At 68.4% G+C, this 24,335-nt stretch carries 18 protein-coding genes and 1 tRNA gene; 3 read left to right on the forward strand and 16 right to left on the reverse strand.

The window, feature by feature from the left end; all coding sequences use genetic code 11:
• Window positions 1-135 precede the first annotated feature (135 nt).
• From gap to polA, 12 genes are all read right to left on the reverse strand, one after another.
• On the reverse strand, window positions 136-1,143 hold the full coding sequence (gap, locus tag IFU11_RS00940; protein ID WP_064296923.1) for a type I glyceraldehyde-3-phosphate dehydrogenase: 1,008 nt from the start codon (window positions 1,141-1,143) through the stop codon (window positions 136-138).
• Between the two features lie 124 nt (window positions 1,144-1,267).
• Entirely contained in the window at window positions 1,268-1,894 is a 627-nt protein-coding gene (locus IFU11_RS00945; RefSeq protein ID WP_064296922.1) for a superoxide dismutase, read from the reverse strand.
• 155 nt (window positions 1,895-2,049) lie between these two features.
• The gene (gene whiA, locus IFU11_RS00950; RefSeq protein WP_064296921.1) at window positions 2,050-3,027 is read right to left on the reverse strand and encodes a DNA-binding protein WhiA; all 978 of its coding nucleotides are present in this window, start codon (window positions 3,025-3,027) and stop codon (window positions 2,050-2,052) included.
• Window positions 3,028-3,151: 124 nt separating this feature from the next.
• On the reverse strand, window positions 3,152-4,033 hold the full coding sequence (gene rapZ, locus IFU11_RS00955) for an RNase adapter RapZ (RefSeq protein WP_064296920.1): 882 nt from the start codon (window positions 4,031-4,033) through the stop codon (window positions 3,152-3,154).
• 34 nt (window positions 4,034-4,067) lie between these two features.
• The gene (gene uvrC, locus IFU11_RS00960; RefSeq protein WP_079002525.1) at window positions 4,068-5,993 is read right to left on the reverse strand and encodes an excinuclease ABC subunit UvrC; all 1,926 of its coding nucleotides are present in this window, start codon (window positions 5,991-5,993) and stop codon (window positions 4,068-4,070) included.
• A 1-nt stretch (window position 5,994) separates the two neighbouring features.
• Window positions 5,995-8,886, reverse strand: coding sequence for an excinuclease ABC subunit UvrA (gene uvrA, locus IFU11_RS00965; protein ID WP_137241663.1), 2,892 nt, complete (start codon window positions 8,884-8,886; stop codon window positions 5,995-5,997).
• Window positions 8,887-8,965: 79 nt separating this feature from the next.
• Window positions 8,966-11,032, reverse strand: coding sequence for an excinuclease ABC subunit UvrB (uvrB, locus tag IFU11_RS00970; RefSeq protein ID WP_192017937.1), 2,067 nt, complete (start codon window positions 11,030-11,032; stop codon window positions 8,966-8,968).
• A gap of 68 nt (window positions 11,033-11,100) precedes the next feature.
• Complete coding sequence (gene coaE / locus IFU11_RS00975) at window positions 11,101-11,730, reverse strand: dephospho-CoA kinase (protein WP_137241664.1); 630 nt, start codon at window positions 11,728-11,730, stop codon at window positions 11,101-11,103.
• A gap of 121 nt (window positions 11,731-11,851) precedes the next feature.
• Window positions 11,852-13,309, reverse strand: a complete 1,458-nt coding sequence (rpsA, locus tag IFU11_RS00980) for a 30S ribosomal protein S1 (RefSeq protein ID WP_056005690.1) — start codon at window positions 13,307-13,309, stop codon at window positions 11,852-11,854.
• 174 nt (window positions 13,310-13,483) lie between these two features.
• Entirely contained in the window at window positions 13,484-14,470 is a 987-nt protein-coding gene (locus IFU11_RS00985) for an epimerase (RefSeq protein WP_192017938.1), read from the reverse strand.
• On the reverse strand, window positions 14,467-16,143 hold the full coding sequence (locus IFU11_RS00990) for a DUF885 domain-containing protein (RefSeq protein ID WP_192017939.1): 1,677 nt from the start codon (window positions 16,141-16,143) through the stop codon (window positions 14,467-14,469). Before IFU11_RS00990 ends, IFU11_RS00985 begins: the two co-directional genes overlap by 4 nt.
• 55 nt (window positions 16,144-16,198) lie before the next feature.
• Entirely contained in the window at window positions 16,199-18,859 is a 2,661-nt protein-coding gene (gene polA, locus IFU11_RS00995; RefSeq protein WP_137241666.1) for a DNA polymerase I, read from the reverse strand.
• Window positions 18,860-18,914: 55 nt separating this feature from the next.
• Here polA and IFU11_RS01000 point away from each other — a divergent pair, with 55 nt between their 5' ends.
• The gene (locus tag IFU11_RS01000; protein WP_137241667.1) at window positions 18,915-19,337 is read left to right on the forward strand and encodes a hotdog fold thioesterase; all 423 of its coding nucleotides are present in this window, start codon (window positions 18,915-18,917) and stop codon (window positions 19,335-19,337) included.
• A 74-nt stretch (window positions 19,338-19,411) separates the two neighbouring features.
• On the opposite strand, the gene IFU11_RS01005 is transcribed toward IFU11_RS01000, so the two are convergent.
• Entirely contained in the window at window positions 19,412-20,017 is a 606-nt protein-coding gene (locus IFU11_RS01005; protein ID WP_064296913.1) for an ANTAR domain-containing response regulator, read from the reverse strand.
• 54 nt (window positions 20,018-20,071) lie between these two features.
• Between IFU11_RS01005 and IFU11_RS01010 the strand changes: the two genes are divergently transcribed.
• Window positions 20,072-20,152, forward strand: a tRNA-Leu gene (locus IFU11_RS01010).
• Window positions 20,153-20,409: 257 nt separating this feature from the next.
• The gene (locus IFU11_RS01015; RefSeq protein ID WP_137241668.1) at window positions 20,410-20,682 is read left to right on the forward strand and encodes a hypothetical protein; all 273 of its coding nucleotides are present in this window, start codon (window positions 20,410-20,412) and stop codon (window positions 20,680-20,682) included.
• Here the strand turns inward: IFU11_RS01015 and IFU11_RS01020 are convergent, their stop codons facing one another.
• From IFU11_RS01020 to pyk, 3 genes are all read right to left on the reverse strand, one after another.
• Entirely contained in the window at window positions 20,683-21,345 is a 663-nt protein-coding gene (locus tag IFU11_RS01020) for a histidine phosphatase family protein (RefSeq protein WP_191941112.1), read from the reverse strand.
• 60 nt (window positions 21,346-21,405) lie between these two features.
• Complete coding sequence (locus IFU11_RS01025) at window positions 21,406-22,746, reverse strand: CoA transferase (RefSeq protein WP_192017940.1); 1,341 nt, start codon at window positions 22,744-22,746, stop codon at window positions 21,406-21,408.
• Between the two features lie 114 nt (window positions 22,747-22,860).
• Window positions 22,861-24,276: a pyruvate kinase gene (gene pyk / locus IFU11_RS01030; RefSeq protein WP_064296910.1), complete on the reverse strand. Its 1,416-nt coding sequence runs from the start codon at window positions 24,274-24,276 to the stop codon at window positions 22,861-22,863.
• Between the last annotated feature and the right edge of the window lie 59 nt (window positions 24,277-24,335).

Below are 24,335 nucleotides of genomic sequence, written 5' to 3' on the forward strand. Positions count from 1 at the left end.
AGGAGGGTCTTTCTCTGCGCTGAGCCATGACCACCGACGAAGCCGAACGGGCGCCCTGAAGATGATTCAGGACGCCCGTTCGGACCATGCGGTGTCTGGCTGCTCGGGTGAGGAGTGCGGCAGACAGCCGGTTGGTTAGAGGCGGTCCGCGACGTACTCGGTGAGGTCGACGAGGCGGTTCGAGTAGCCCCACTCGTTGTCGTACCAGGAGGCGACCTTGACCTGCGAGCCGATGACCTTGGTGAGGCCGGCGTCGAAGATCGAGGAGTGCGGGTCGGTCACGATGTCGCTCGAGACGATCGGGTCCTCGGTGTACTTCAGGATGCCCTTGAGGGGGCCCTCGGCGGCAGCCTTGTACGCGGCGTTGATCTCCTCGACCGTGGCCGGGTTGGTCAGCTCGACCGTGAGGTCGGTGATCGAACCGGTCGGGACCGGGACGCGCAGGGCGTAGCCGTCGAGCTTGCCGACGAGCTCCGGGATGACCAGGCCGAGTGCCTTGGCTGCACCGGTGGAGGTCGGGATGATGTTGACGGCGGCGGCGCGCGCACGACGGAGGTCGCTGTGCGGGCCGTCCTGCAGGTTCTGGTCGGCGGTGTAGGCGTGGACCGTGGTCATGAGGCCACGCTCGATGCCGAAGTTGTCGAGCAGGACCTTGGCGAGCGGCGCGAGGCAGTTCGTCGTGCAGGACGCGTTCGAGATGATGTCGTGCGTCGCGGCGTCGTAGGTGCCCTCGTTGACGCCGAGGACGATCGTGGCGACGTCGCTGCCGGTGGCGGGAGCGGACACGAGGACCTTCTTGGCGCCGGCGGTGATGTGCTTGCGGGCGTCGTCGGACTTCGTGAAGCGACCGGTCGACTCGATGACGATGTCGACGCCGAGCTCGCCCCAGGGGAGGTCGGCGGGGTCGCGCTCCGCGAGCACGATGATGGGCTTGCCGTTGACGATGATCTTGTCGCCGTCGAGCTCGACCGTCGCGTCCAGACGACCCGTGATGGAGTCGTACTTCAGGAGGTGGGCGAGCGCCTTGTTGTCGGTGAGGTCGTTGACAGCGACGATCTCGAGGTCGCTGCCCTTGGCGAGGGCGGCGCGGAAGAAGTTGCGGCCGATGCGGCCGAAGCCGTTGATGCCGATCTTGACGGACACAGATGACTCCTGATACTGAGGCGCCAGACGGCGCGATTGTACGGTCTGCTCGGAGTGAGCGCCCTCCCCGAGTGAGGAGGAAGGTGGTCCGTCCCGGCCCGTGGGACCGGGACGGACCGGTCAACTACGACAGTACCAGCAGGCCGTTGGTCTGCTTGCGCGCGACCTCGAAGCGTGCCTGGACGTCGGCCCAGTTGACGATGTTCCAGAACGCCTTGACGTAGTCGGCGCGGACGTTCTTGTAGTCGAGGTAGTAGGCGTGCTCCCAGACGTCGAGCAGCAGCAGCGGGACGGTGCCGGCCGGGAAGTTGCCCTGCTGGTCGAAGAACTGCTGGATGTTGATGCGCTGACCGAGGGTGTCCCAGGTGAGCGCGGCCCATCCGGATCCCTGCACGCCGAGCGCCGCGGCGGTGAAGTGCGCCTGGAACTTGTCGAAGCTGCCGAAGTACTCGTCGACGGCCGACTCGAGCTCACCGGTCGGCTTGTCGCCGCCGTCCGGGGAGAGGTTGTTCCACCAGATGGTGTGGTTGACGTGACCGCCGAGGTTGAACGCGAGGTCCTTCTCGAGCTTGTTGACGTTCGTGAAGTCGTTGGCGTCGCGGGCCTCAGCGAGCTTCTCGAGGGCCGTGTTCGCGCCGGCCACGTAGGTGGCGTGGTGCTTGTCGTGGTGGAGCTCGGTGATGGTCGCACTGATGTGCGGCTCGAGCGCACTGTAGTCGTACGGCAATTCGGGCAGTGAGTAAACAGCCATTCTTCGTGATCTCCTCGTGTTGTCCCGTGCGCTGTCTGCACACGGCTCTGAGCGTCATCACCCAGTCTAGTGAGCGGCAACCGTCGGGAGTCGGGGCTTGTTCCCAGCATGACGAACCGCGACGATGGCGGGTCGGCGAGGATTCACCAGCTGTTTCAGTCCTCGTAATCCGCCGGGAGGTTGGCGTCGGTGCCCGGGATGCCGAGATCGCTCGCGTGCTTGTCCGCCATGGCGAGCAGGCGCCGGATGCGGCCGGCGATGGCGTCCTTCGTCATCGGAGGGTCGGCGAAGTGGCCCAGTTCGTCGAGGCTGGCCTCACGGTGGTCGAGGCGCAGGGCACCGGCGTACTGCAGGTGGTCGGGCACCTCGTCGCCCAGGATCTCGAGGGCGCGCTCGACGCGCGCGCAGGCCGCCACGGCCGCCTGGGCGGAGCGGCGCAGGTTGGCGTCGTCGAAGTTGACGAGGCGGTTCGCGGTCGCCCGGACCTCCTTGCGCTGCCGCATCTCCTCCCAGGAGGTGACGGTGCCGGTGGCACCCATGAGCGACAGCATGCCGCTGATCGCGTCGCCCTCGCGGATGACGACACGATGGATACCGCGGACCTCCCGCGCCTTCGCGGAGACACCGATGCGGCCGGCGGCACCCACGAGCGCCATCGCGGACTCGTTACCGGGGCACACGACGTCCAGTGACGCGGATCGGCCGGGGTCGGTGAGCGACCCGGTGGCGAGGAACGCCCCCCGCCAGACGGCGGCGAGTTCGTCGCGCGACCCGGTGGTCAGCCGGTTCGGCAGCCCGCGGACCGCACGCCGCCGGGCGTCGAGGAGTCCGGTCTGCCGGGCGAGGGTCTCGCCACCCTCGATGACGCGCACCACGAACAGGCTCGGCTTGCCCGAGCTGCCGGGGTTCTGCACGAGGATCTCGCTGCGGATCCCGTAGAGCTCGCCGATGTCGCGCCGCACCCGCTGCGCGAGGGTCGGACTGTCGAGTTCGGCTTCGATCGCCACGCGTCCGGAGATCGTGTGGAGTCCGCCGGAGAAGCGGAGCAGGGACGCGAGTTCGGCCGCTCGGACCGAGTTGCGGGTCTCGCGGACGAGCGCCAGTTCGTTCTTGACGTCGGCGGTGAGGGCCACGGTGGTTCCTATCTGTCGTGATCGCGCCGTCGGAGTGCGGCGTCGATCCTGCATGTTCGCGATCCGGAGGCGTGGTGCCTCGGACCGTTCGGGCTCCGCCGCGGCTGCGTCGGGCCCGTGGGCGTCATTCGCGCCCGAGGTCTCGGTGCCGGACGTGTACGGCGACGCCGGACTGGTTCCGCAGCCGGTCGGCGAGTTCGAGGGCGACCGCGACCGAGCGGTGCTTGCCCCCCGTGCAGCCGACGGCGATGGTGACGTGACGCTTGTTCTCACGCTGGTACCCGGCGAGGACGGGTTCGAGGGCGTGGGCGTAGCTCTCGAGGAACTCGGCGGCTCCGGTCTGCGAGAGCACGTACTCACTGACCTCGGGGTCCTGACCGCTCAACGCACGCAGCTCCGGAACCCAGAACGGGTTCGGGAGGAACCGCATGTCGGCGACGAGGTCCGCATCAGGCGGCAGGCCGTATTTGAACCCGAAGCTCAGCACGGTGACCTGGACACCCGGTGTCTCCGCGCCGGCGAAGAGCTCACGCGTGGTCGTGGCGAGCTGGTGGATGTTGAGGTCGCTCGTGTCGATGATGACGTCGCTCGACTCACGGATCTCGCTCAGTCGGTGACGCTCCGCCACGATGCCGTCGAGGATCGTTCCCTCGCCCTGCAGCGGGTGCGGCCTGCGGACGGCTTCGAACCGGCGGACGAGCGCCGCGTCGGTCGCCTCCAGGAAGATCATGCGGAGGTGCGTCCCGCCCCGGAGCGCCGGCACGATCTCCTGCAGCTCGCTGAAGAAGTCGCGGCCCCGGACATCGACCACCGCGGCGATCCGCGGCAGACGTGATCCGGCGCGCTCGGCGAGGTCGACGAGGGGACGGAGCATCTGCGGGGGCAGGTTGTCGACGACGTACCAGCCGAGATCCTCGAGCGCGTTCGCGACGGTGGAGCGTCCGGCGCCGGACATCCCCGTGACGATGAGGACTTCCTGCTGGTGCTGCGGCTGGCCCGGGGTCATCGACACGCTTTCCTCGAAGGTCTGAAGTCCCAGCCTACCCATTCCGCGAGGCCTGCGAGGGCTGTGCGGAGCCGGAGGTCAACGCCTCGTGCACCGTGGCCGCCAGTTTGTCGCCGATGCCCTTGACCTCGGTGATCTCGGCCGGCGTCGCGGTCTTCAGGCGCGCGACGGATCCGAAGTGCTTGAGCAGCTCGCGGACCTTCGCCGGACCGAGCCCGGGGATCTCACCGAGGACGGTCGAGATGTCGCGCTTCCGCTTCTGTCGCTGGAAACTGATGGCGAACCGGTGCGCCTCGTCGCGGACACGCTGGAGGAGGAACAGCGCTTCGCTCCCCCGCGGCAGGATCACCGGATACGGGTCCTCGGGCAACCAGATCTCCTCCAGTCGCTTCGCCAGTCCGCACAGGGTGATCCCGGTCAGGCCGGACTCCTCCAGCGCACGCGCGGCAGCGGCGACCTGCGGTTGCCCGCCGTCGACGATGAGGAGCTGCGGCGGATAGGTGAACTTCCGGCGCTTGCGCTCCCCCGTGGTCTCGTCGACCGTCTCGACGGGCTCGGACGACGTGAGGTGCGCGAGTCGCCGGGAGACGACCTGGTAGATCGAGTCGGTGTCGTCGGTGGACTCGGCGACGCCGAAGCGGCGGTACTCGTCCTTGCGGGACAGCCCGTCCTCGAAGACGACCATCGACGCCACGATGTTGGTACCGCTCAGGTGCGACACGTCGAAGCACTCGATCCGCAGCGGCGCCTCGGGCATCCCGAGCGCATCGCGGATGTCCTCGAGCGCCTGCGTCCGGGCGACGAAGTCGGAGCTGCGCCGGGTCTTGTAGAGCATGAGGGCCTGCTTGGCGTTGACGACCGCGGTCTCCATGAGCGTCGCCTTCTCACCGCGCTGGGCGACGCGGAGGGCGACCTTCGAGCCGCGGCGTTCGGCCAGCCAGTCCTCGAGGCTCTCGGCGTCGTCCGGCAGTTCCGGGACGAGCACCTCTCTCGGGACCTCGGTCCCGCTCGCGGCGGCGTACACCCGTTGGACGACGCTGTCGACGAGCTCGGCGGTCGACATGTCGAGCTCCTTGTCGACGGTCCACGACCGCACACCGCGGATGCGGCCGCCACGGACGATGAACTGCTGCACCGACGCGGCGAGCTCGTCGTGGTCGATGCCGAACAGGTCGGCGTCCACGGCGTCGCGCAGGACGACCGCGCTCTTCGCGAGCACCTGGTCGAGCGCCTGGAGCTGATCCCGGTAGACGGCCGCGGACTCGTAGTCCTGGCGGGCCGCGGCGGCCTTCATGTCGGCGGTGATGCGCGTCGTGAACCGGCGGTCGTTGCCGACCATGAACGAGACGAAGTCGTCGACGATCGCGCGGTGTTCCTCGATGGTGACCTTGCCGGAGCACGGGCCGCCGCACCGCCCGATCTGTCCGGGGAAACAGGGCTTCCCCGAGGCCATGGCCCGCTTGTACGCCGAGTCGGAGCAGGTGCGGATCGGGAAGACCTTGATCATGAGGTCGACCGTGTCGTGGACGGCCCAGATCTTCGGGTACGGGCCGAAGTACTTGGCCCCCGGGATCCGGGTGTTCCGGGTGACCATGACGCGCGGCGCCTCGTCACCGAGGGTGACCGCGAGGTACGGGTACGACTTGTCGTCGCGGAACTTGACGTTGAACGGCGGGTCGTACTCCTTGATCCACGTGTACTCGAGCTGCAGCGCCTCGACGTCGCTGCCGACCGTCGTCCAGGTGACCCCGGTCGCGGTCGTCACCATGCGGCGCGTGCGCTCGTGGAGGGTGTGCAGGGGCGCGAAGTAGTTGCTGAGCCTCGCGCGGAGGTTCATCGCCTTGCCGACGTAGAGCACCCGGCCCGAGTCGTCGCTGAAGCGGTACACGCCGGGCATGGTGGGGATCTCCCCCGCCTTCGGCCGGTACGCCAGACCACTTCCGCCGCGGACGGCCGCCACGTCAGCCCGCCTTGCGGCTGCCGCCGGCCTCTGCCTCGAACAGTTCGTTCAGGAAGAAGCCCGTGTGGCTGCCGGGGACCGTCGCGAGGTGCTCGGGTGTTCCCGTGGCGAGGACCGTCCCGCCACCGGCTCCACCCTCGGGGCCCATGTCGATGAGCCAGTCGGCGGACTTGATGACGTCGAGGTTGTGCTCGATCACGATGACCGTGTTGCCCTTGTCGACGAGCCCGCCGAGGACGAGCAGCAGCTTCCGGACGTCTTCGAAGTGCAGACCCGTGGTCGGCTCGTCGAGGACGTAGACACTGCGCCCGTTGCTCCGCCGCTGCAGCTCCGTCGCGAGCTTGACGCGCTGGGCCTCGCCGCCGGACAGCGTCGTGGCGCTCTGGCCGAGACGGACGTAGCCCAGGCCGACCTCGACGAGCGTCTTCAGGAACCGGTGGATCGAGGAGATCGGCTCGAAGAAGTCGGCAGCCTCGGCGATCGGCATGTCGAGGACCTCGGCGATGTTCTTGCCCTTGTAGTGGATGGTCAGGGTGTCGCGGTTGTACCGCGCTCCCCCGCACACCTCGCAGGCGACGTAGACGTCGGGCAGGAAGTTCATCTCGATCTTGATCGTGCCGTCGCCCGAGCAGGCCTCACAGCGGCCGCCCTTGACGTTGAAGCTGAACCGTCCGGCGAGGTAGCCGCGGACCTTGGCCTCCTGCGTCTCCGCGAAGAGGTTGCGGATCTTGTCGAAGACGCCGGTGTACGTGGCGGGGTTCGAGCGAGGGGTGCGGCCGATGGGCGCCTGGTCGACGTGGACCACCTTGTCGAGGTGCTCCAGACCCGTGACCCTGGTGTGCTTGCCGGGCAGCTTGCGCGCGCCGTTCAGCTTGTTCGCCAGGACCCGGTACAGGACGTCGTTGACGAGCGAGGACTTCCCGGAGCCGCTCACGCCGGTGACGGCGGTGAGGACTCCGAGCGGGAAGTCCGCGCTGACCTTCTTCAGGTTGTTGGCCTGCGCTCCGATCACCTGGATCTGACGCTTCGTGTCGATCGGACGACGCTTCGCCGGGATCTCGATGGCCTTGCGGCCGGAGAGATAGTCGCCGGTGAGGGACTCGGTGTTGGCCTCGAGCGCCTCGTACGACCCGGAGTGCACGACGCGGCCGCCGTTGACGCCCGCGCCGGGACCGATGTCGACGATCCAGTCGGCGGTGCGGATGGTGTCCTCGTCGTGTTCGACGACGATCAGCGTGTTGCCGAGGTCGCGCAGGGCCACGAGGGTCTCGATGAGGCGGCGGTTGTCGCGCTGGTGCAGGCCGATGCTCGGTTCGTCGAGGACGTAGAGCACGCCGGTGAGTCCCGAGCCGATCTGCGTCGCGAGGCGGATGCGCTGTGCCTCGCCGCCCGAGAGGGAGCCGGCGGTCCGGGCCAGATCGAGGTAGTTGAGTCCGACCTGGATGAGGAAGTCGAGTCGGACCTTGATCTCGCGCAGCACCTGCGCGGCGATGTGGGCCTCGCGGTCGCTCAGCTCGAGGCGGTCCATGAACGCGCGGGCGTCGGAGAGGCTCAGCTCGGCGACCTCGGCGATGTTGTGGTCGTGGATCAGGACGGAGAGGACCTCCGGCTTCAGGCGACGACCGCCGCAGACCTGGCACGGGACTTCGCGCAGGTACTCGGACCAGCGCACGCGCTGGCTGTCGGTGTCGGCCTGGAGGTACTGACGCTCGATGTACGGGATGACACCCTCGAAGCCCGAGGAGTAGCTCATCTCGCGGCCGAAGCGGTTCTTCCACTTGACCTTGACCTTGAAGTTGTCGCCGCGGAGCACCGCCTCCTGGACCTTCGAAGGCAGGTCGCGCCAGGGGGTGTCGAGCGAGAAGTCGAGGTCGCGGGCCAGCCCGTCGAGCAGCTTCTCGTAGTACTGGTAGAGCCCCTTGCCCTGGGTGGTCCACGGGACGATGACGCCCTCGTTGATGCTGAGTTCCTCGTCGCCGAGGAGCAGCTCCGCGTCGACCGACATGCGCGTGCCGAGGCCCGAGCACTCCGGGCAGGCACCGAACGGTGCGTTGAACGAGAACGTCCGCGGCTCGATCTCGGTCAGCTGCAACGGGTGGTTGTTCGGGCAGGAGAGCTTCTCGGAGAAGGTGCGCCAGGCGTCGTCGCCCTCTTCGTCGACGAAGTTGATCGTCACGAGGCCGTCGGTGAGCTGCAGTGCCGTCTCGAGGGAGTCGGTCAGGCGACCGAGGATCTCGGGCCCGGCGACGAGGCGGTCGACGACGACCGCGATGTCGTGCTTGACCTGCTTCTTGAGGGTCGGCGGTTCCGCGAGCTGGATCGCCTCGCCGTCGACGATGGCGCGCGCGAAGCCCTTGGCCGAGAGCTCCTTGAAGAGGTCGACGAACTCGCCCTTCTTCTGGCTCACGACGGGGGCGACGATCTGGTAGCGGCGTCGCTCCTCGAGCTCCATCAGCTGGTCGGCGATCTGCTGCACCGTCTGGCGCTGGATGACCTCGCCGCAGACCGGGCAGTGCGGGACGCCGATGCGCGCCCAGAGCAGCCGCATGTAGTCGTAGACCTCGGTGATCGTCCCGACGGTCGACCGGGGGTTGCGGTTCGTGGACTTCTGGTCGATCGAGACCGCGGGGCTCAGGCCCTCGATGAAGTCGACGTCGGGGCGGTCGACCTGACCGAGGAACTGGCGGGCGTACGCCGAGAGCGACTCGACGTAGCGTCGCTGGCCCTCGGCGAAGATCGTGTCGAAGGCGAGCGAGGACTTCCCCGAGCCCGAGAGACCCGTGAAGACGACGAGCGAGTCGCGAGGGATCTCAAGGTCGACGTTCTGAAGATTGTGGACGCGGGCACCGCGGACGCTGAGCGTGGAGTGGTGATCTACCTTGGCAATTGACACCCTTCGAGTCTACGCAGCACCACCGACACCGGACTCCCGAGCGGTGTCTGTGGTACTGCGCTCTCAGCGAAGCGCCGGACTAGATGTGCCCGGCCTTGGCCATCTGTCGAAGTTCCTGCTTGAGTTCGGCGACCTCGTCGCGGAGACGGCCGGCGAGTTCGAACTTGAGCTCCGCCGCGGCGGCCAGCATCTGGGCGTTGAGGTCCGCGATGATCGACTCGAGGTCGTTCGCGCCCTCGGCGGCGATGCCCTCCCGACGCAGGTTCGGCGTCGGGCTCTTCTTCTTGCCGTTGTCGCGTCCGGCGAGCAGCGCCGCGGTGTCTGCGCCCTCACGGGCGAGCGCCTCGGTGATGTCGGCGATCCGCTTGCGCAGCGGCTGCGGATCGATCCCGCGCTCCTCGTTGTAGGCGACCTGCTTCTCGCGGCGACGGTCCGTCTCCTCGATCGCGCGCTTCATCGAGTCGGTCAGGACGTCGGCGTACATGTGGACCTCGCCGGACACGTTGCGGGCGGCACGACCGATGGTCTGGATGAGCGAGGTCGACGAGCGGAGGAAGCCCTCCTTGTCGGCGTCGAGGATCGCCACGAGCGAGACCTCCGGGAGGTCGAGCCCCTCGCGCAGCAGGTTGATGCCGATGAGGACGTCGTAGACGCCCTGCCGGAGTTCGCTCAACAGCTCGACCCGCCGGAGGGTGTCGACGTCGGAGTGCAGGTAGCGGACGCGCACGCCGGCCTCGGTCAGGAAGTCGGTGAGCTCCTCCGCCATCTTCTTGGTGAGGGTGGTGACGAGGACGCGTTCGTCGCGCTCGGCGCGGACCCGGATCTCCTCGAGGAGGTCGTCGATCTGGCCGTTGGAGGGCTTGACGATGATCGCCGGGTCGACGAGGCCGGTCGGGCGGATGATCTGCTCGACGATGCCGTCCGCGATGCCCATCTCGTACTTGCCCGGCGTCGCCGAGAGGTACACCGTCTGGCCGACGCGGTTCTTGAACTCGTCCCACCGGAGCGGGCGGTTGTCCATCGCGCTCGGGAGTCGGAACCCGTGCTCGACGAGGGTGCGCTTGCGGGAGGCGTCGCCCTCGAACATCGCGCCGATCTGCGGGACGGTGACATGCGACTCGTCGATGACGGTGAGGAAGTCGTCGGGGAAGTAGTCGAGGAGGCAGTTCGGTGCCTCACCGGCCGAGCGACCGTCGATGTGGCGCGAGTAGTTCTCGATGCCGGAGCAGAAGCCGATCTGCTGCATCATCTCGAGGTCGAAAGTGGTCCGCATGCGGAGCCGCTGCGCCTCGAGGAGCTTGCCCTCGCGTTCGAGCGACTGGAGCCGCTCCGCCAGCTCCTCCTGGATGGTGCCGATGGCGCGCTGGATCGTCTGCGGGCTGGCGGCGTAGTGGGAGGCCGGGAACACCGACACCGCGTCGAGCTTCTTCACGACGTCGCCGGTGAGCGGGTGCAGGGCGTAGAGGGCCTCGATCTCGTCGCCGAAGAATTCGATGCGGATCGCGAGCTCCTCGTAGACCGGGATGATCTCGATGGTGTCGCCGCGCACACGGAAGTTGCCGCGCGAGAAGTCGACGTCGTTGCGGTTGTACTGCATGCCGACGAACTTGCGGATGAGGCGGTCGCGCCCGATGTTCTGCCCGACCTGCAGCGCCGCCATCGCCTCCAGGTACTCCTCCGCCGCACCGAGACCGTAGATGCACGACACGGTCGACACGACGATGACGTCGCGACGGCTCAGCAGCGAGTTGGTGGTCGAGTGCCGCAGTCGCTCGACCTCGGCGTTGATCGACGAGTCCTTCTCGATGAAGGTGTCGGTCTGTGGGACGTACGCCTCGGGCTGGTAGTAGTCGTAGTAGGAGACGAAGTACTCGACCGCGTTGTTCGGCATGAGCTCGCGGAACTCGTTCGCCAGCTGGGCCGCGAGCGTCTTGTTGTGTGCCAGGACGAGCGTCGGGCGCTGGACGGCTTCGATGAGCCAGGCGGTCGTCGCGGACTTACCGGTACCCGTGGCGCCCAACAGGACGACGTCGGTCTCGCCGGCGTTGATGCGCCCGGACAGCTGCTCGATGGCGGCGGGCTGGTCGCCGCTCGGCTCGTACTCGCTGATCACCTCGAAGGGGCGGACGGCGCGTGTTGGTTCCATGCTCCGAGTCTACGGAGGACCACCGACACCACTGCCCCGCTTCGCCCATAGCGGAGCGGGTGAAGCGCTCAGACGCCGTCCTGACGGTCGGGCGCCGGTACAGCGGCCGCGGCGGCGCGGTGCCAGACCGCGTCGACCTGGCTGAGAGTGTGCTCGAGCGAGCCGGCGGTGTCGATCACCACGTCGGCGACGGCGGCGCGCTGCTCCTCGGTCGCCTGGGCCGCGATCCGTCGTTCCGCCTCGCCCCGGTCGAGCCCGCGGAGGTCGACGAGCCGACGGGCGCGCTCCCCCTCCGGAGCTGCGGCGACGACCACGAGGTCGAACTCGTCTGCGCGGCCGGTCTCGACGAGCAGCGGGACGTCGTAGACGACGACGGCACCGGGGTCGCTCGAGGCTTCGGCGATCCGGGCCTGTGAACGCCGCTTGACCTCCGGGTGCACGATGGCGTTGAGGTCGGCCCGCGCCTGGTCGTCGGCGAAGACGATGGAGCCGAGCGCAGCGCGGTCGAGTGCTCCGTCGGGCCCGATCACGTCGGCACCGAAGCGCTTCGCGATGGCGGCCAGTCCCGGGGTCCCCGGCTCGACGGCCTCTCGTGAGAGGACGTCCGCGTCGATGACGACGGCGCCGTGTTCAGCGAGCCGGGCCGCGATGGTCGATTTGCCGGAGGCGATCCCGCCGGTGAGGCCGATGAGGTACATGTCAGCCAGCGTACCCGCGGAGCGTGCAGCGCCTTCGACGAGCGCCCCTCGCACAACGCAGCAGGGGGCCGCCCGAAGGCGACCCCCTGCTGGACACCGACGCTGGTCGGTGCTGGTGGGACTAGTTGCTCGAGAGCTTCTCGCGGAGGGCCGCGAGGGACTCGTCGTCAGCGAGCGTGCCGCCGCCGGCGGAGTCGCTCGAGAACGAGGAACCGGCCGACGAGGACGCGGTCGAGGAGGAAGCCTGGTTGGCCTCTTCGACGGCTGCGGCAGCGACCTGCTTCTTGTGCGCTTCCCAACGAGCCTGGGCGGCAGCGTAGTCCTGCTCCCACTTCTCGCGCTCGGCGTCGAAGCCTTCCTTCCACTCCTGTGTCTCGGCGTCGAAGCCCTCGGGGTACTTGTAGTTCCCGAGTTCGTCGTACTCCGTGAGCATGCCGTAGAGGGCCGGGTCGAACTCGGTGCCCTCGGGGTCGACACCCTCGTTGGCCTGCTTGAGGCTCAGCGAGATGCGGCGACGCTCGAGGTCGATGTCGATGACCTTGACGAAGACCTCTTCGCCGACCGACACGACCTGCTCGGCGAGCTCGACGTGCTTGCCGGAGAGCTCCGAGATGTGCACGAGGCCCTCGATGCCGTCTGCGACGCGGACGAACGCACCGAACGGGACGAGCTTGGTGACCTTACCCGGTGCAACCTGGCCGATGGCGTGGGTGCGGGCGAAGACCTGCCACGGGTCCTCCTGGGTCGCCTTGAGCGACAGCGAGACGCGCTCGCGGTCCAGGTCGACCTCGAGGATCTCGACGGTGACTTCCTGACCGACCTCGACGACCTCGCTGGCGTGCTCGATGTGCTTCCAGCTGAGCTCGGAGACGTGGACGAGACCGTCGACGCCGCCGAGGTCGACGAACGCGCCGAAGTTGACGATCGAGGAGACGACGCCCTTGCGGACCTGTCCCTTCTGGAGGTTGTTGAGGAAGGTGGTGCGGCTCTCGGACTGCGTCTGCTCGAGGAGCGCACGGCGCGACAGGACCACGTTGTTGCGGTTCTTGTCGAGCTCGAGGATCTTCGCCTCGATCTCCTGGCCGAGGTACGGCGTGAGGTCGCGGACGCGGCGCAGCTCGATGAGCGAAGCCGGGAGGAAGCCACGGAGGCCGATGTCGACGATGAGGCCGCCCTTGACGACCTCGATGACCGAACCGGTGACGACGCCGTCGGATTCCTTGATCTTCTCCACGTCGCCCCAAGCACGCTCGTACTGCGCGCGCTTCTTCGACAGGATCAGACGGCCTTCCTTGTCCTCCTTCTGGAGAACGAGAGCCTCGATCGTGTCGCCGACGTTGACGACCTCGGAGGGGTCGACGTCGTGCTTGATGGAGAGTTCACGCGAGGGGATGACACCCTCGGTCTTGTAGCCGACGTCGAGGAGGACCTCGTCGCGGTCGATCTTCACGACGGTGCCCTCGATGAGGTCGCCGTCGTTGAAGAACTTCAGAGTCTTTTCGACCGCTGCGAGGAAGTCCTCAGCAGATCCGATGTCGTTGATTGCGACCTGCTTGGGGGCGGTCGTTGCGCTTGTCATGTAGTAATTGCTCCAGGTGGACAATGATTCAGGCCGGCCTCGCGCACGGCCCCGGACCCGTGGATGACCACGGACGTTGATCGAAGCGATGCTGTTGTGTGAACCGATCCGGGGATCGGTGTCGCTCTGCGAGACGGGCAGGCGGATAGGACGTCACAATTGTGACAGTCCAGTCTAGCGATTTTCCGGGTGTGCAGGCAAGCCACGGTCGGAGAGGATGTCCCGCAGCGCTGGATCGAGCGTCGGGTGCTCGAACCGGTAGCCCGCCTGCAGCAACCGCTCCGGCATCGCCCAGCGACTCTTCAGGACCAGCTCGCTCTCGGTACGCAGGATGGACATCCCGATCTCCAGCAACCAGCGGGGTGCGGGGAGGCCGACCGGCATCCCGAGCACGTACCGCACGGTCCGCATGAATCCGCGGTTGTCGGTGGGGTTCGGGGACGTCACGTTGACGACGCCGTCGAGTTCGGGATGGCCACGGAGGAACCGGACGATGCCGACGACGTCGTCCAGATGGATCCAGCTGAACCGCTGCCGCCCGCCCGGCGTCCCGAAGCGGTGATCCGTGCCGGCGGCACGACGCGATCGGGAACGGGGCCAGTGACCGTCCAGTTGGGGTCCGCCGAGGCCGCCGAGCGCCAACCACTTGAGCGGGGTGAGTGCTCCGCCGTCGCCCAGGACGATCGCGATGCGGAGGGCGACCCGTCGTGTCCCGGGCAGCTCGTCCGCGAAGAACGCCTGCTCCCAGGCGGTCGCGACGTCGACGGAGAACCCGGAACCGATCTCACCGTCGGCCTCCGTCATCGGGCGGTCGTCGGCATGGCGGTAGATCGTGGCGGTCGACGAATTGATCCAGAGCGGCGGAGGCGCAGCGGCTGCACGCACCGCCCGCGCCAGCTCGGTCGTCGTGTCCACGCGGGACCGAAGGATCTCGGCACGATTCGACGGGGTGTAGCGACAGTTCACGCTCTTCCCGGCGAGGTTGACCAAGAGGTCCGCGCCGTCGACCAGCCGGGCGATGCCCGCGTGGTCACCCCACCGCGCGTCGGCGGCACCGCGCCCGATGACGGAGACGGTGGCGCCGTCGGCCCGGAACGACTCGACCAGACGACGCCCGATGAACCCGGACGCGCCGGCGACGACGATCCGTTCGGCCGTCATCCGAGCATCGCCGACCGCAGCGTGTCGAGCCCGACGCCACCGAGGTCCAGTGCCCGACGGTGGAAGTCTTTGATGTCGAAGGCGTCCCCGGCGCGGCGGGCCGCGTCGTCGCGGAGCTGTTCCCAGATGCGCTGGCCGATCTTGTACGACGGCGCCTGGCCGGGCCAACCGAGGTACCGGTTGACCTCGAACCGGACGAACTCCGGCGACATGTTGACGTTGCGACCCATGAAGTCGAAGGCGTACTCGGCGGTCCAGGTCCCGCTGCCGTCCGGCAGCGGCTTGCCGAGGTGCACACCGATGTCGAGGACGACGCGGGCCGCGCGCATCCGCTGACCGTCGAGCATGCCCAGACGGTCCGCCGGGTCGTCGAGGTATCCGAGCTGCTCCATCAGGCGCTCGGCGTAGAGGGCCCAGCCCTCGGCGTGGCCGGAGGTACCGGCGAGCTGTCGACGCCAGAGGTTGAGCGTCTTCCGGTTGACGACGGCCTGCCCGATCTGCAGGTGATGTCCTGGCACACCCTCGTGGTAGACGGTCGTGAGCTCGCGCCACGTGTCGAACTCGGTGACGCCGGCGGGGACGGACCACCACATGCGGCCAGGGCGTGAGAAGTCGTCCGTCGGGCCGGTGTAGTAGATCCCGCCCTCCTGCGTCGGCGCGATCATGCACTCGAGCGCGCGGATCTCCTGCGGGATGTCGAAGTGCGTGCGCCCCAGCTCCTCGACCGCACGGTCACTCGTCTCCTGCATCCATCGCTGGAGCGCGTCGGTGCCGTGCAGCTTGCGCGCCGGATCCTGTTCGAGGAAGGCGACCGCCTCCTCGACGGACGCGCCGGGGAGGATCTCATTCGCGATCGCCTCCTGCTCCGACACCATGCGCGCCAGCTCCTCGATGCCCCATTCGTAGCTCTCGTCGAGGTCGACCGTCGCGCCGAGGAATCGGCGGGACTGCAGTGCGTAGAGCTCGCGGCCGATGGCGTCCTCCTGGGTCGCAGCAGGCAGCAGTTCGTGCGCGAGGAAGTCCGCCAGACGGTTGTAGGCGACGGCTGCGGCGCCGGCACCCGTCGAGAGTTCGGCGGCGAGGGACGCCGGGAGCTGACCGTCCGCCGGTCCGGCGTTGGCGGCGAAGCCGATGAAGAACCCGTCGTCGGCGCCGGTGCGGAGGACCTGCTCGTACACCTCGGCCACCTGGCGGCGTGCCGGGGTGATCCCCCGGGCGATGCCCTCGCGCAGGGTCTCGATGTACCCGTCGACCGCGTCCGGCAACGCGCCGAGGCGGGTCCGGATGGTGCTCCAGTCCTCGACCGTCGCGGTCGGCATCAGGTCGAAGACGTCGCGCAGCTCCTGCGACGGCGACGCGATCACGTTGAGGTCGCGGTGCTGGAGACCGGCCTCCGACGAGGCGAGGTCGAGTTCCAGCTCCGCCGAGAGGTCGGTCTGGGTGACGCGGTCGACAGCGTCGACCGGTGCGGCCGACCGCAGCTCGCGAAGCGTGCGCGATGCCGCTTCGATGTAGGCCTCGTGGCCGGCAGGCGAGTAATCGCCGTACCGCCCGCCGACGTCCGTGCGGCCGATGTAGGTGCCGACCTCCGGTTTCAGCTGGACGAGGGTCTCCACCCAGCTCTCGGCGATGGCGTCGATCGGTGTGCTCTGACGAGGTTCTTCGTGGGACATGACGTCGAGCCTAGTCCGCACCCGCCCGACGCCCGGGTGCGGACCCGCAGGGCGCTCAGTGGGCTGCGGCGTCCCAATCGTGCCCGCGGCCGATCTGGACCTCCAGGGGTACCGACAGCTCGGCGGCACCGGCCATCTGCGCTCGGACGATGCGCTCCAGGGCGTCCCACTCCCCCTCGGCGACCTCGAAGATCAGTTCGTCGTGCACCTGCAGCATCATCTGCGAGCTGAGGGATTCAGAGCGCAGCTCGGACTCGATGCCGATCATGGCGCGTTTCATGATGTCGGCGGCCGAACCCTGGATCGGGGCGTTCAGCGCCTGGCGTTCGGCGTTCTCCCTGACCAGTCGGTTGGGGCTCGAGAGCTCGGGGAAGAGCCTGCGACGACCGAAGATCGTCTCGGTGTAGCCGTCGAGTTTCGCCTGCTCGACGACGTTGCGCAGGTAGTCACGGACCGCACCGAAGCGCTCGAAGTAGTCGACCATGAGCTGCTTCGCCTCAGCGCTCGAGATCCGCAGCTGCTTCGAGAGCCCGAACGCGCTCAGACCGTAGGCGAGTCCGTACGACATCGCCTTGACCTTGTTGCGCATCGCGGGGGTCACGTCCTCGGCGGCGACGCCGAAGATGCGCGCGCCGACGAAGCGGTGGAGATCCTCGCCGGACTTGAACGCCTCGATGAGGCCGGCATCGCCGGAGAGGTGCGCCATGATCCGCATCTCGATCTGCGAGTAGTCGGCGGTCAGCAGGGTCTCGTACCCGGAGCCGGCTTGGAAGGCGGCGCGGATGCGGCGTCCTTCCTCGGTGCGCACGGGGATGTTCTGCAGGTTCGGGTCGGTCGAGGAGATCCGACCGGTGCTGGTCCCGATCTGCACGTACGTCGTGTGGATACGGCCGTCGGGCGTGATCGCCTTGTCGAGCGTCTCGACGATCTGGCGGAGCTTCGTCGCATCACGGTGCTCGAGGAGGAGCCCCAGGAACGGGTGCGGGCTCTTCTCCTGGAGATCGGCCAGGGCGCCGGCGTCCGTCGAGAAGCCCGTCTTGTTGGCGCGTGTCTTCGGCATGGCGAGCTGGTCGAAGAGGACCTCCTGCAGCTGCTTCGGTGATCCGAGGTTGACCTCGCGGCCGATCTGCTCATACGCGTTGCTCGCGAGCTCTGCTGCCCGGTTCCCGAGCTGCTCGGACAGGCCGCTCAGGATGTCGTGGTCGACCGTCACGCCGGTCAGCTCCATGTGGGCCAGCACCTGGAGGACCGGCAGTTCCATGTCGAGCAGTACGCCGAGCGACCCGGCGTCGAGCGCCGTGCGGGTCGCCTCGGCGACCCGGAGGGCGTACCAGGCGGTGCCGCCGGCACCCACGGGGTCGGTCTCGGGGACGAGCTGGTTCGGGTCGGCGACGGGCATCGTCTCGTCGAGATAGCGCGTGATGAGGTCGGCGATGGTCTTGTCGCCGCCGCTCGGACGCAGGAGCCAGCCGGCGACCGCGGTGTCGTAGCCGAGTCCGCCGACCGTCAGGCCGGCGCGCGTGACCGCCTGGAGCTGTGGCTTGGCGTCGTGCATGATCTTCGGGGCGTCGCTCGCCAACCACGCTTCGAGCGGGGCGTAGTCGGCTTCGCCGGGACGCCAGGCGAGCGAGACGATCTCCGTGGGCGTCGCGAGGCCGGCTGCGACCGGCAGGCCTCCGTCGAGGTCGAGGTGGAGACCGATCCCGGCGGGATGTGCGGCGACGGCACGGGTGATCCACGCCTCGAGCTCTTCGTCGAGCAGCTCCTTCTGCGGCGGCATGACCACGCCGCCCGCCTGCGGTGCGGACACATCCGTGTTGGCCTCGAGTCCGTCGAGTTTGAGGACCCGATCGAGCAGCGTGCGGAACTCGAGCCGCCCGAAGACGGCCGCCACCGCGTCCGCGTCGATCGGTCGGCGTTCGAGGTCCTTCGGTCCGACAGGCAGTTCGACGTCGGTGAGGAGCCGGTTGAGGCGGCGGTTGCGGACCGCGTTCTCCTTGTGCTCGCGGAGGCTCTCCCCCACCTTGCCGGTGATCTCGTCGGCGCGCTCGAGGATCTGCTCGAGGGAGCCGAACTGGTTGAGCCACTTCACGGCGGTCTTCTCGCCGACCTTCGGGATGCCCGGGAGGTTGTCGCTCGTCTCACCGACGAGCGCCGCGATCTCCGGGTACTGCTCCGGCCGGATGCCGTAGCGCTCGAAGACCTTGGCTCCGTCGTACCGGGTGAGCGCGGAGACGCCCTGGCTCGACGGGTACAGCAGGGTGACGTCGTCGGTGACGAGCTGGATGGTGTCGCGGTCGCCGGAGACGACGAGCACGCGGAAGCCGTCCTCAGCGCCCTGCTTGGCGAGGGTGGCGAGGATGTCGTCGGCCTCGTAGTCCTCTTTGCTGATCGTCGTGATGTTCATCGCCTTGAGCGCTTCTTCGAGCAGCGGCACCTGCCCCTTGAACTCCACCGGGGTCTCACCGCGCGTGCCCTTGTACTCGGGGTACTCGCGGGTGCGGAAGGAACGGCGCGAGATGTCGAACGCCACGGCGATGTGGCTCGGGTTCTCGTTCTTGAGCAGGCTGATCAGCATGGAGATGAAGCCGTGGATGGCGTTCGTGTGCTGACCGTCGCGGGTTTGGAAGCTGTCGACCGGCAGGGCGTAGAACGCCCGGAATGCGAGCGAGTGGCCGTCGACGACGAGGAGGGTAGGCTTTTCTGATTCCGACACGCGCCCAGCCTACAAGCCGGTGCCGACACGGCTCAGGCCCGATCCGAAGGTGGACATGACGAACGAGACCGACGACGCACTCGAGTTCCTGCGGACGAGGGGCAGCGGCGCACTCGCCGCCAAGATGGGCATCGAGTTCACGGAGTTCACGGTGCAGCGATCCGTCGCCACCATGCCCGTCGAGGGCAACACCCAACCCGCGATGCTGCTGCACGGTGGGGCGTACGTCGTGCTCGGCGAGTCCCTCGGCTCGATGGCCGCCAACCTCTTCGCGGGCCCGGGCAAACTCGCGGTCGGCATCGACATCAACGCGACGCACACCAGGTCCGCCACCGAGGGCCTCGTGACGGGTGTCTGCACCCCGATCCACCTCGGTCGCTCGCTCACCGTGCACGAGATCGCCGTCAGCGACGAGCAGGGACGACGGTGCTCCACGATCCGCATCACGAACCTCATCAAGGACGCACCGACCGGCTGACGAGCCCGGCACCGGACACAGCAGAGCGGCCCGCCCCCGAGGGGACGGGCCGCTCTTGCGACGAGGGAGGAGCGCTACTTCTTGGCGCTGAGCTGCTCGATGATGGCCTGCGCGACATCGTGCATGGTGAGGCGACGGTCCATGGAGGCCTTCTGGATCCAGCGGAACGCCTCGGGCTCGGTGAGGCCCATCTTCTCGTTGAGGAGGCCCTTCGCCCGGTCGACGAGCTTGCGGGTCTCGAAGCGCTCGACCATGTCGGCGACCTCGGCCTCGAGGGTGATGATCTGCTGGTAGCGCGAGAGGGCGATCTCGATCGCGGGAAGGAGGTCGTTCGGCGTGAACGGCTTCACGACGTAGGCGAGGGCGCCTGCCTCGCTCGCCCGCTCGACGAGCTCCTTCTGGCTGAAGGCCGTGAGGAGGACCACCGGGGCGATGTGCGCCTTACCGATGCGCTCGGCCGCGGAGATGCCGTCGAGCTGAGGCATCTTGACGTCCATGATCACGAGATCCGGACGGAGTTCCGTCGCGAGGGCGACAGCGGTCTCGCCGTCGCCGGCCTCGCCGACGACCTCGAAACCGTTGTCGCGGAGGATCTCGACGATGTCGAGGCGGATGAGGGATTCGTCCTCAGCGACGACGACGCGCCGTGGGGCTGCGGGAGGGGTCTCTTGCTCGGTCACCCTCAAATCCTACGGTACTCTGATGCAGGTTGCTGTTCGCCGTGCGGCGGACGCGCCGGTGTGGCGGAATGGCAGACGCGGAGCACTCAAAATGCTTTGTCGAAAGACGTGTGGGTTCGAGTCCCACCACCGGTACCGCGATGAGTGAGAAAGCCCTCCGGGCGCACTCAACATGCTTTGTCGAAAGACGTGTGGGTTCGAGTCCCACCACCGGTACTCTCTTCATCCATTTCAGGCCCGGACTCAGGCTCCGGACTCAGCCCGTCCAGGCTCCGACGACTCGTGAACCGCGCCCGATCGTCAAGCCCCTGCGGGAGGTGTCGGCGACGCCGTAGCGTACCGTCGAGAGCACGGCGTACCTCACGTCGTCCGACACGATGGGACCCGACACCATGACCGCAGAGCACACCGACCCGCGCCAGGACGTCCACGACGCCAGCACCGACGACCGGCTCCAGGGCATCCTGGTGCAGGTCGCAGCAGACCGGTCCCTCACCCCGGACCTCGACGTCCGGGCAGCGCTGGCGGACCGTCTCAGCGACCAGGGCATCGACGTCGACGCCGCTGAGCTCGACCGTCTCGTCGGCTCACTGCCGGGTCAGCCCGGCGAAGAGCCCGGACCGTTCCTCACGGACGGCGCGACCTCGGCCGACGGCGCGAACTGATCAGAAGCCGCGCTCGACGGCGGCGGCCGGACCGTCGGCCTCCGTCGTCAGCTCCGGTCCGCCGACGGCGTCGCCCGTCCACGTGTCGACCCGCCAACCGGTCGTCGTGTCCCCGTCGACGATGATGACGCCCGTGTTCGTGATGGGGTGCGTGCCGATGAAGTGCCCGTCGACGTTCGCCCCGCGCAGCCCGAGCCAGGACCGGAGCATCGCTCCGTGGCTCACGACCACCACGCTCTCCAGTCCGAAGCCCTCGAGCTCCTCGATCACGGCGTCGAAGCGCGCGAACACCTCGTGGCCGTTCTCGCCGCCCGGCATCCGGGTGTCGAGGTCGCCCATCGCCCACGCCACGATGGTGTCGATGTAGACCTGGACGGCCTCGGGCGACCCGAGCATCTCGTTGTCGCCGGCGCTGATCTCCCGGAGTCCGTCACGGACGATCACGGGAAGCCCACTGACTTCGGCGACGGGTGCGGCGGTCTGTTGCGCCCGCACCGCGGTGGAGGCGTAGACCGCGTCGATCCGCTCCCCCACGAGCGCTTTGGGGAGGGCGGCCGCCTGCGTCTCGCCGAGTTCGGTGAGGACGGCCCCGGGGATCGCGGTGTCGAGCAGGCCGGCGACGTTGGACGAGGTCTGACCGTGTCTGATGAGGATGAGGCGCATACCTCCAGGGTAGGCGAGCGACCGGACGGCGGTCATCTCCCGGTGCGGAGTGTGCCGGGATCAGCTGCGCGGGGTCCACTGCGGTTCGGCGCTCCCCAGGACCGCCGCCGGGGACGCGTGGTCGTCGAAGGCGCTGAGCGCGGGGCGGGCCGTCGTCACCGCACCGTGGGTCACCAGGCACCGCGCTCCCGGGAGATCGGACGGCGGGCGTTCCCCGGATCGTGGCAGTCGCTGGAGCGCCGCACCGACGCGCGCGAGCGACACCGACGACCGGCCGGCATCACCGCCGCCGACGACCGCCGCCACGTCGTCGACGATGGCCGCCGCCAGCAGGTATCCCGCGCTGTGGTCGAGCGCCTGAGCCGGCAGGGCACCCGGGGCGCCGTCCTCCCCTTCGACCAGCGCGATGCCCGTGGCGGCCTGGACCAGGCTGTCGAAACCGCGTCGATCACCCCAGGGCCCCGTCGTACCCCAGGCGTCGACGGAGCCGGTGACCAGACCGTCGCGACCTCGCAGACCGAGGCGCTCGAGGGCGTTTGGCCGGTACCCCGTCACCAGGATGTCGGCCTCGTCGCTCAGCGTCTGCAGTGTCGCGAGGCCGCGCGGTGTCGACGCGTCGAGGGTCGCCGTCCGCTTCCCCTGGCCGCTGTCGGTGTGCTGCCACGGGATCTCGGGGACCTGCGGTGGATCCACGCGCAGGACGTCCGCGCCGAGGAGCGCGAGGGTCCTCGTGGACACCGGACCGGCGATCACCCGCGTCAGGTCGAGGACGCGGAGGCCGCGCAAGGGGTGTCTCCTCGTCGGCCGCACCCACGAGGCGATCGCCGAGCCGACGGAGCCGCCATGACGCCTGACGAGCGGTCCATCACCGACGGCGGCCTGTGGTGTGGACGACCACTCGGCAGCGCTCCGGACGGCGACGAGGAGTGCGCCGACTCCCGCGGCCTCCGATTCCAAGTCGAGAGCCGAGCGGGAGGCGATCGCCGAGGCGAGCTCTGCGCGGGTGGCCTCGTCGCCGATCCCGAGCATGGCGCTCAGGCGGCGGCGATGGTGCGGGTAGTTCGCGTGCGTGCGCACCCAGCCGTCTGCCGCGGCGAAGAAGCCGGACAGTGGCGCGAACGCGTCCACGGCTGCTCCGTCGATCCGCAACAGGCGGTCGCTCTGGTAGGCCGCGGCGATCCGCTCGAGGTCGAGAGCCGTGTGCAACGGCTCGTACCCGAGGGCGATGCGGAGTCGGTCGGCGGCATCCTCCACGGCGCCGACGGCGACCGCGGCGAGCTCCAGGACGGCGAATCGGGAGGCCAGGAGTCCCGCCGCACCGGTCGCCTCACGGTCGACGCCTCCCGGCTCCAGGCCCACTGCGCTGCGGAGGGTGTCGTCGACGAGGACGGAACGGTTCATGGGGATCAGGCTAGACCCACGGCGTCCGGAATCGCGGTGCCACCGCACCCCCGGCGGACGACGAAGGCCGTGGTCCCCGTACGGGAGGACCACGGCCTTCGCTGCTGTCGACGACTAGAGGACGTCGCCCACCTTGTGGACGCGGATGTCGTTCGTCGTCCCGGGGATGCCGGGAGGGGAACCGGAGATGATGATGACCGGCTCACCGACGGCGGCCTTGCCCGTGGCGACGAGGACCTCGTCCACCTGGGCGACCATCTGGTCGGTGTGCGTCACGCGCTCGACGACGAAGGACTCGACGCCCCAGTTCAGCGCCATCCGACGACGGATGGCCGGGTCGGGCGTGAACGCCAGGATCGGGATCCGGTTGCGGAGACGGGCCATGCGGCGGACCGACTCCCCCGACTCCGTGAAGACGCAGAGGAACTTCGCCTCGACGAAGTCCGCCACCTCGACGGCCGCCAGCGTGATCGCTCCGGCCTGGGTGCGCGGCTTCGTGCCGAGCGGCGGAACGCGGTCGAGACCGTGGATCTCGGTCGACTCGACGATACGGGCCATGGTCTGGACCGTGATCACCGGGTAGGCGCCGACACTCGTCTCGCCACTGAGCATGACCGCGTCAGCACCGTCGAGCACCGCGTTCGCGACGTCGGAGGTCTCCGCGCGGGTCGGGATGGGGCTGGAGATCATCGACTCGAGCATCTGCGTCGCGACGATGACCGGCTTCGCCATGCGGCGAGCGAGCTCCACCGCGCGCTTCTGCACGATCGGGACGGCCTCGAGCGGGAGCTCGACACCGAGGTCGCCACGGGCGACCATGATCGCGTCGAACGCCTCGACGATGCCCTCAAGGTTCTCGACGGCCTGCGGCTTCTCGATCTTGGCGATCACGGGGACCTTGCGGCCCTCCTCCGCCATGATCTCGTGGACACGGTCGATGTCGGCCGCGTCGCGCACGAACGAGAGGGCGATGAGGTCGGCGCCGAGACGCAGTCCCCAGCGGAGGTCCGCTTCGTCCTTCTCGCTGAGCGCGGGGACGTTGACGGCGACGCCGGGGAGGTTGATGCCCTTGTTGTTCGATACCGGGCCGGCGACGATGACGCGCGTGGTCACGACGGTGTCGTCCGCTTCAACGACCTCGACCTTGACCTTGCCGTCGTCGATCAGGAGGAAGTCGCCCGGCTTGACGTCCTGGGGCAGGCCCTTGAACGTCGTCGAGGAGATCTCCTTGGTGCCGAGGATGTCCTCGGTCGTGATCTTGAAGATGTCGCCGACGGCGAGGTCGTACGGGCCGCCCTCGAACTTGCCGAGGCGGATCTTCGGGCCCTGCAGGTCGACGAGGACGGCGACGGCACGGCCGGAGTCCTCGGTGGCCTTGCGCACGTTGGCGTAGATGGCCTCGTGCACGTCGTAGCTGCCGTGGCTCAGGTTCATCCGGGTGACATCGACCCCCGCATCGATGATGGCCCGGATGTTCTCATAGCTGGAGACTGCAGGCCCCAGCGTTGCGACGATCTTGGCTCGTCTCATGTGTGTGTGTTCTCCATGGTTTCTGCGCACGAGGCGCTTCGGTACTCACTGCTCGGCAT

The sequence above is a fragment of the Plantibacter sp. CFBP 8804 genome (genome assembly GCF_014841225.1).
GTDB classification, from domain to species: domain Bacteria; phylum Actinomycetota; class Actinomycetes; order Actinomycetales; family Microbacteriaceae; genus Plantibacter; species Plantibacter auratus.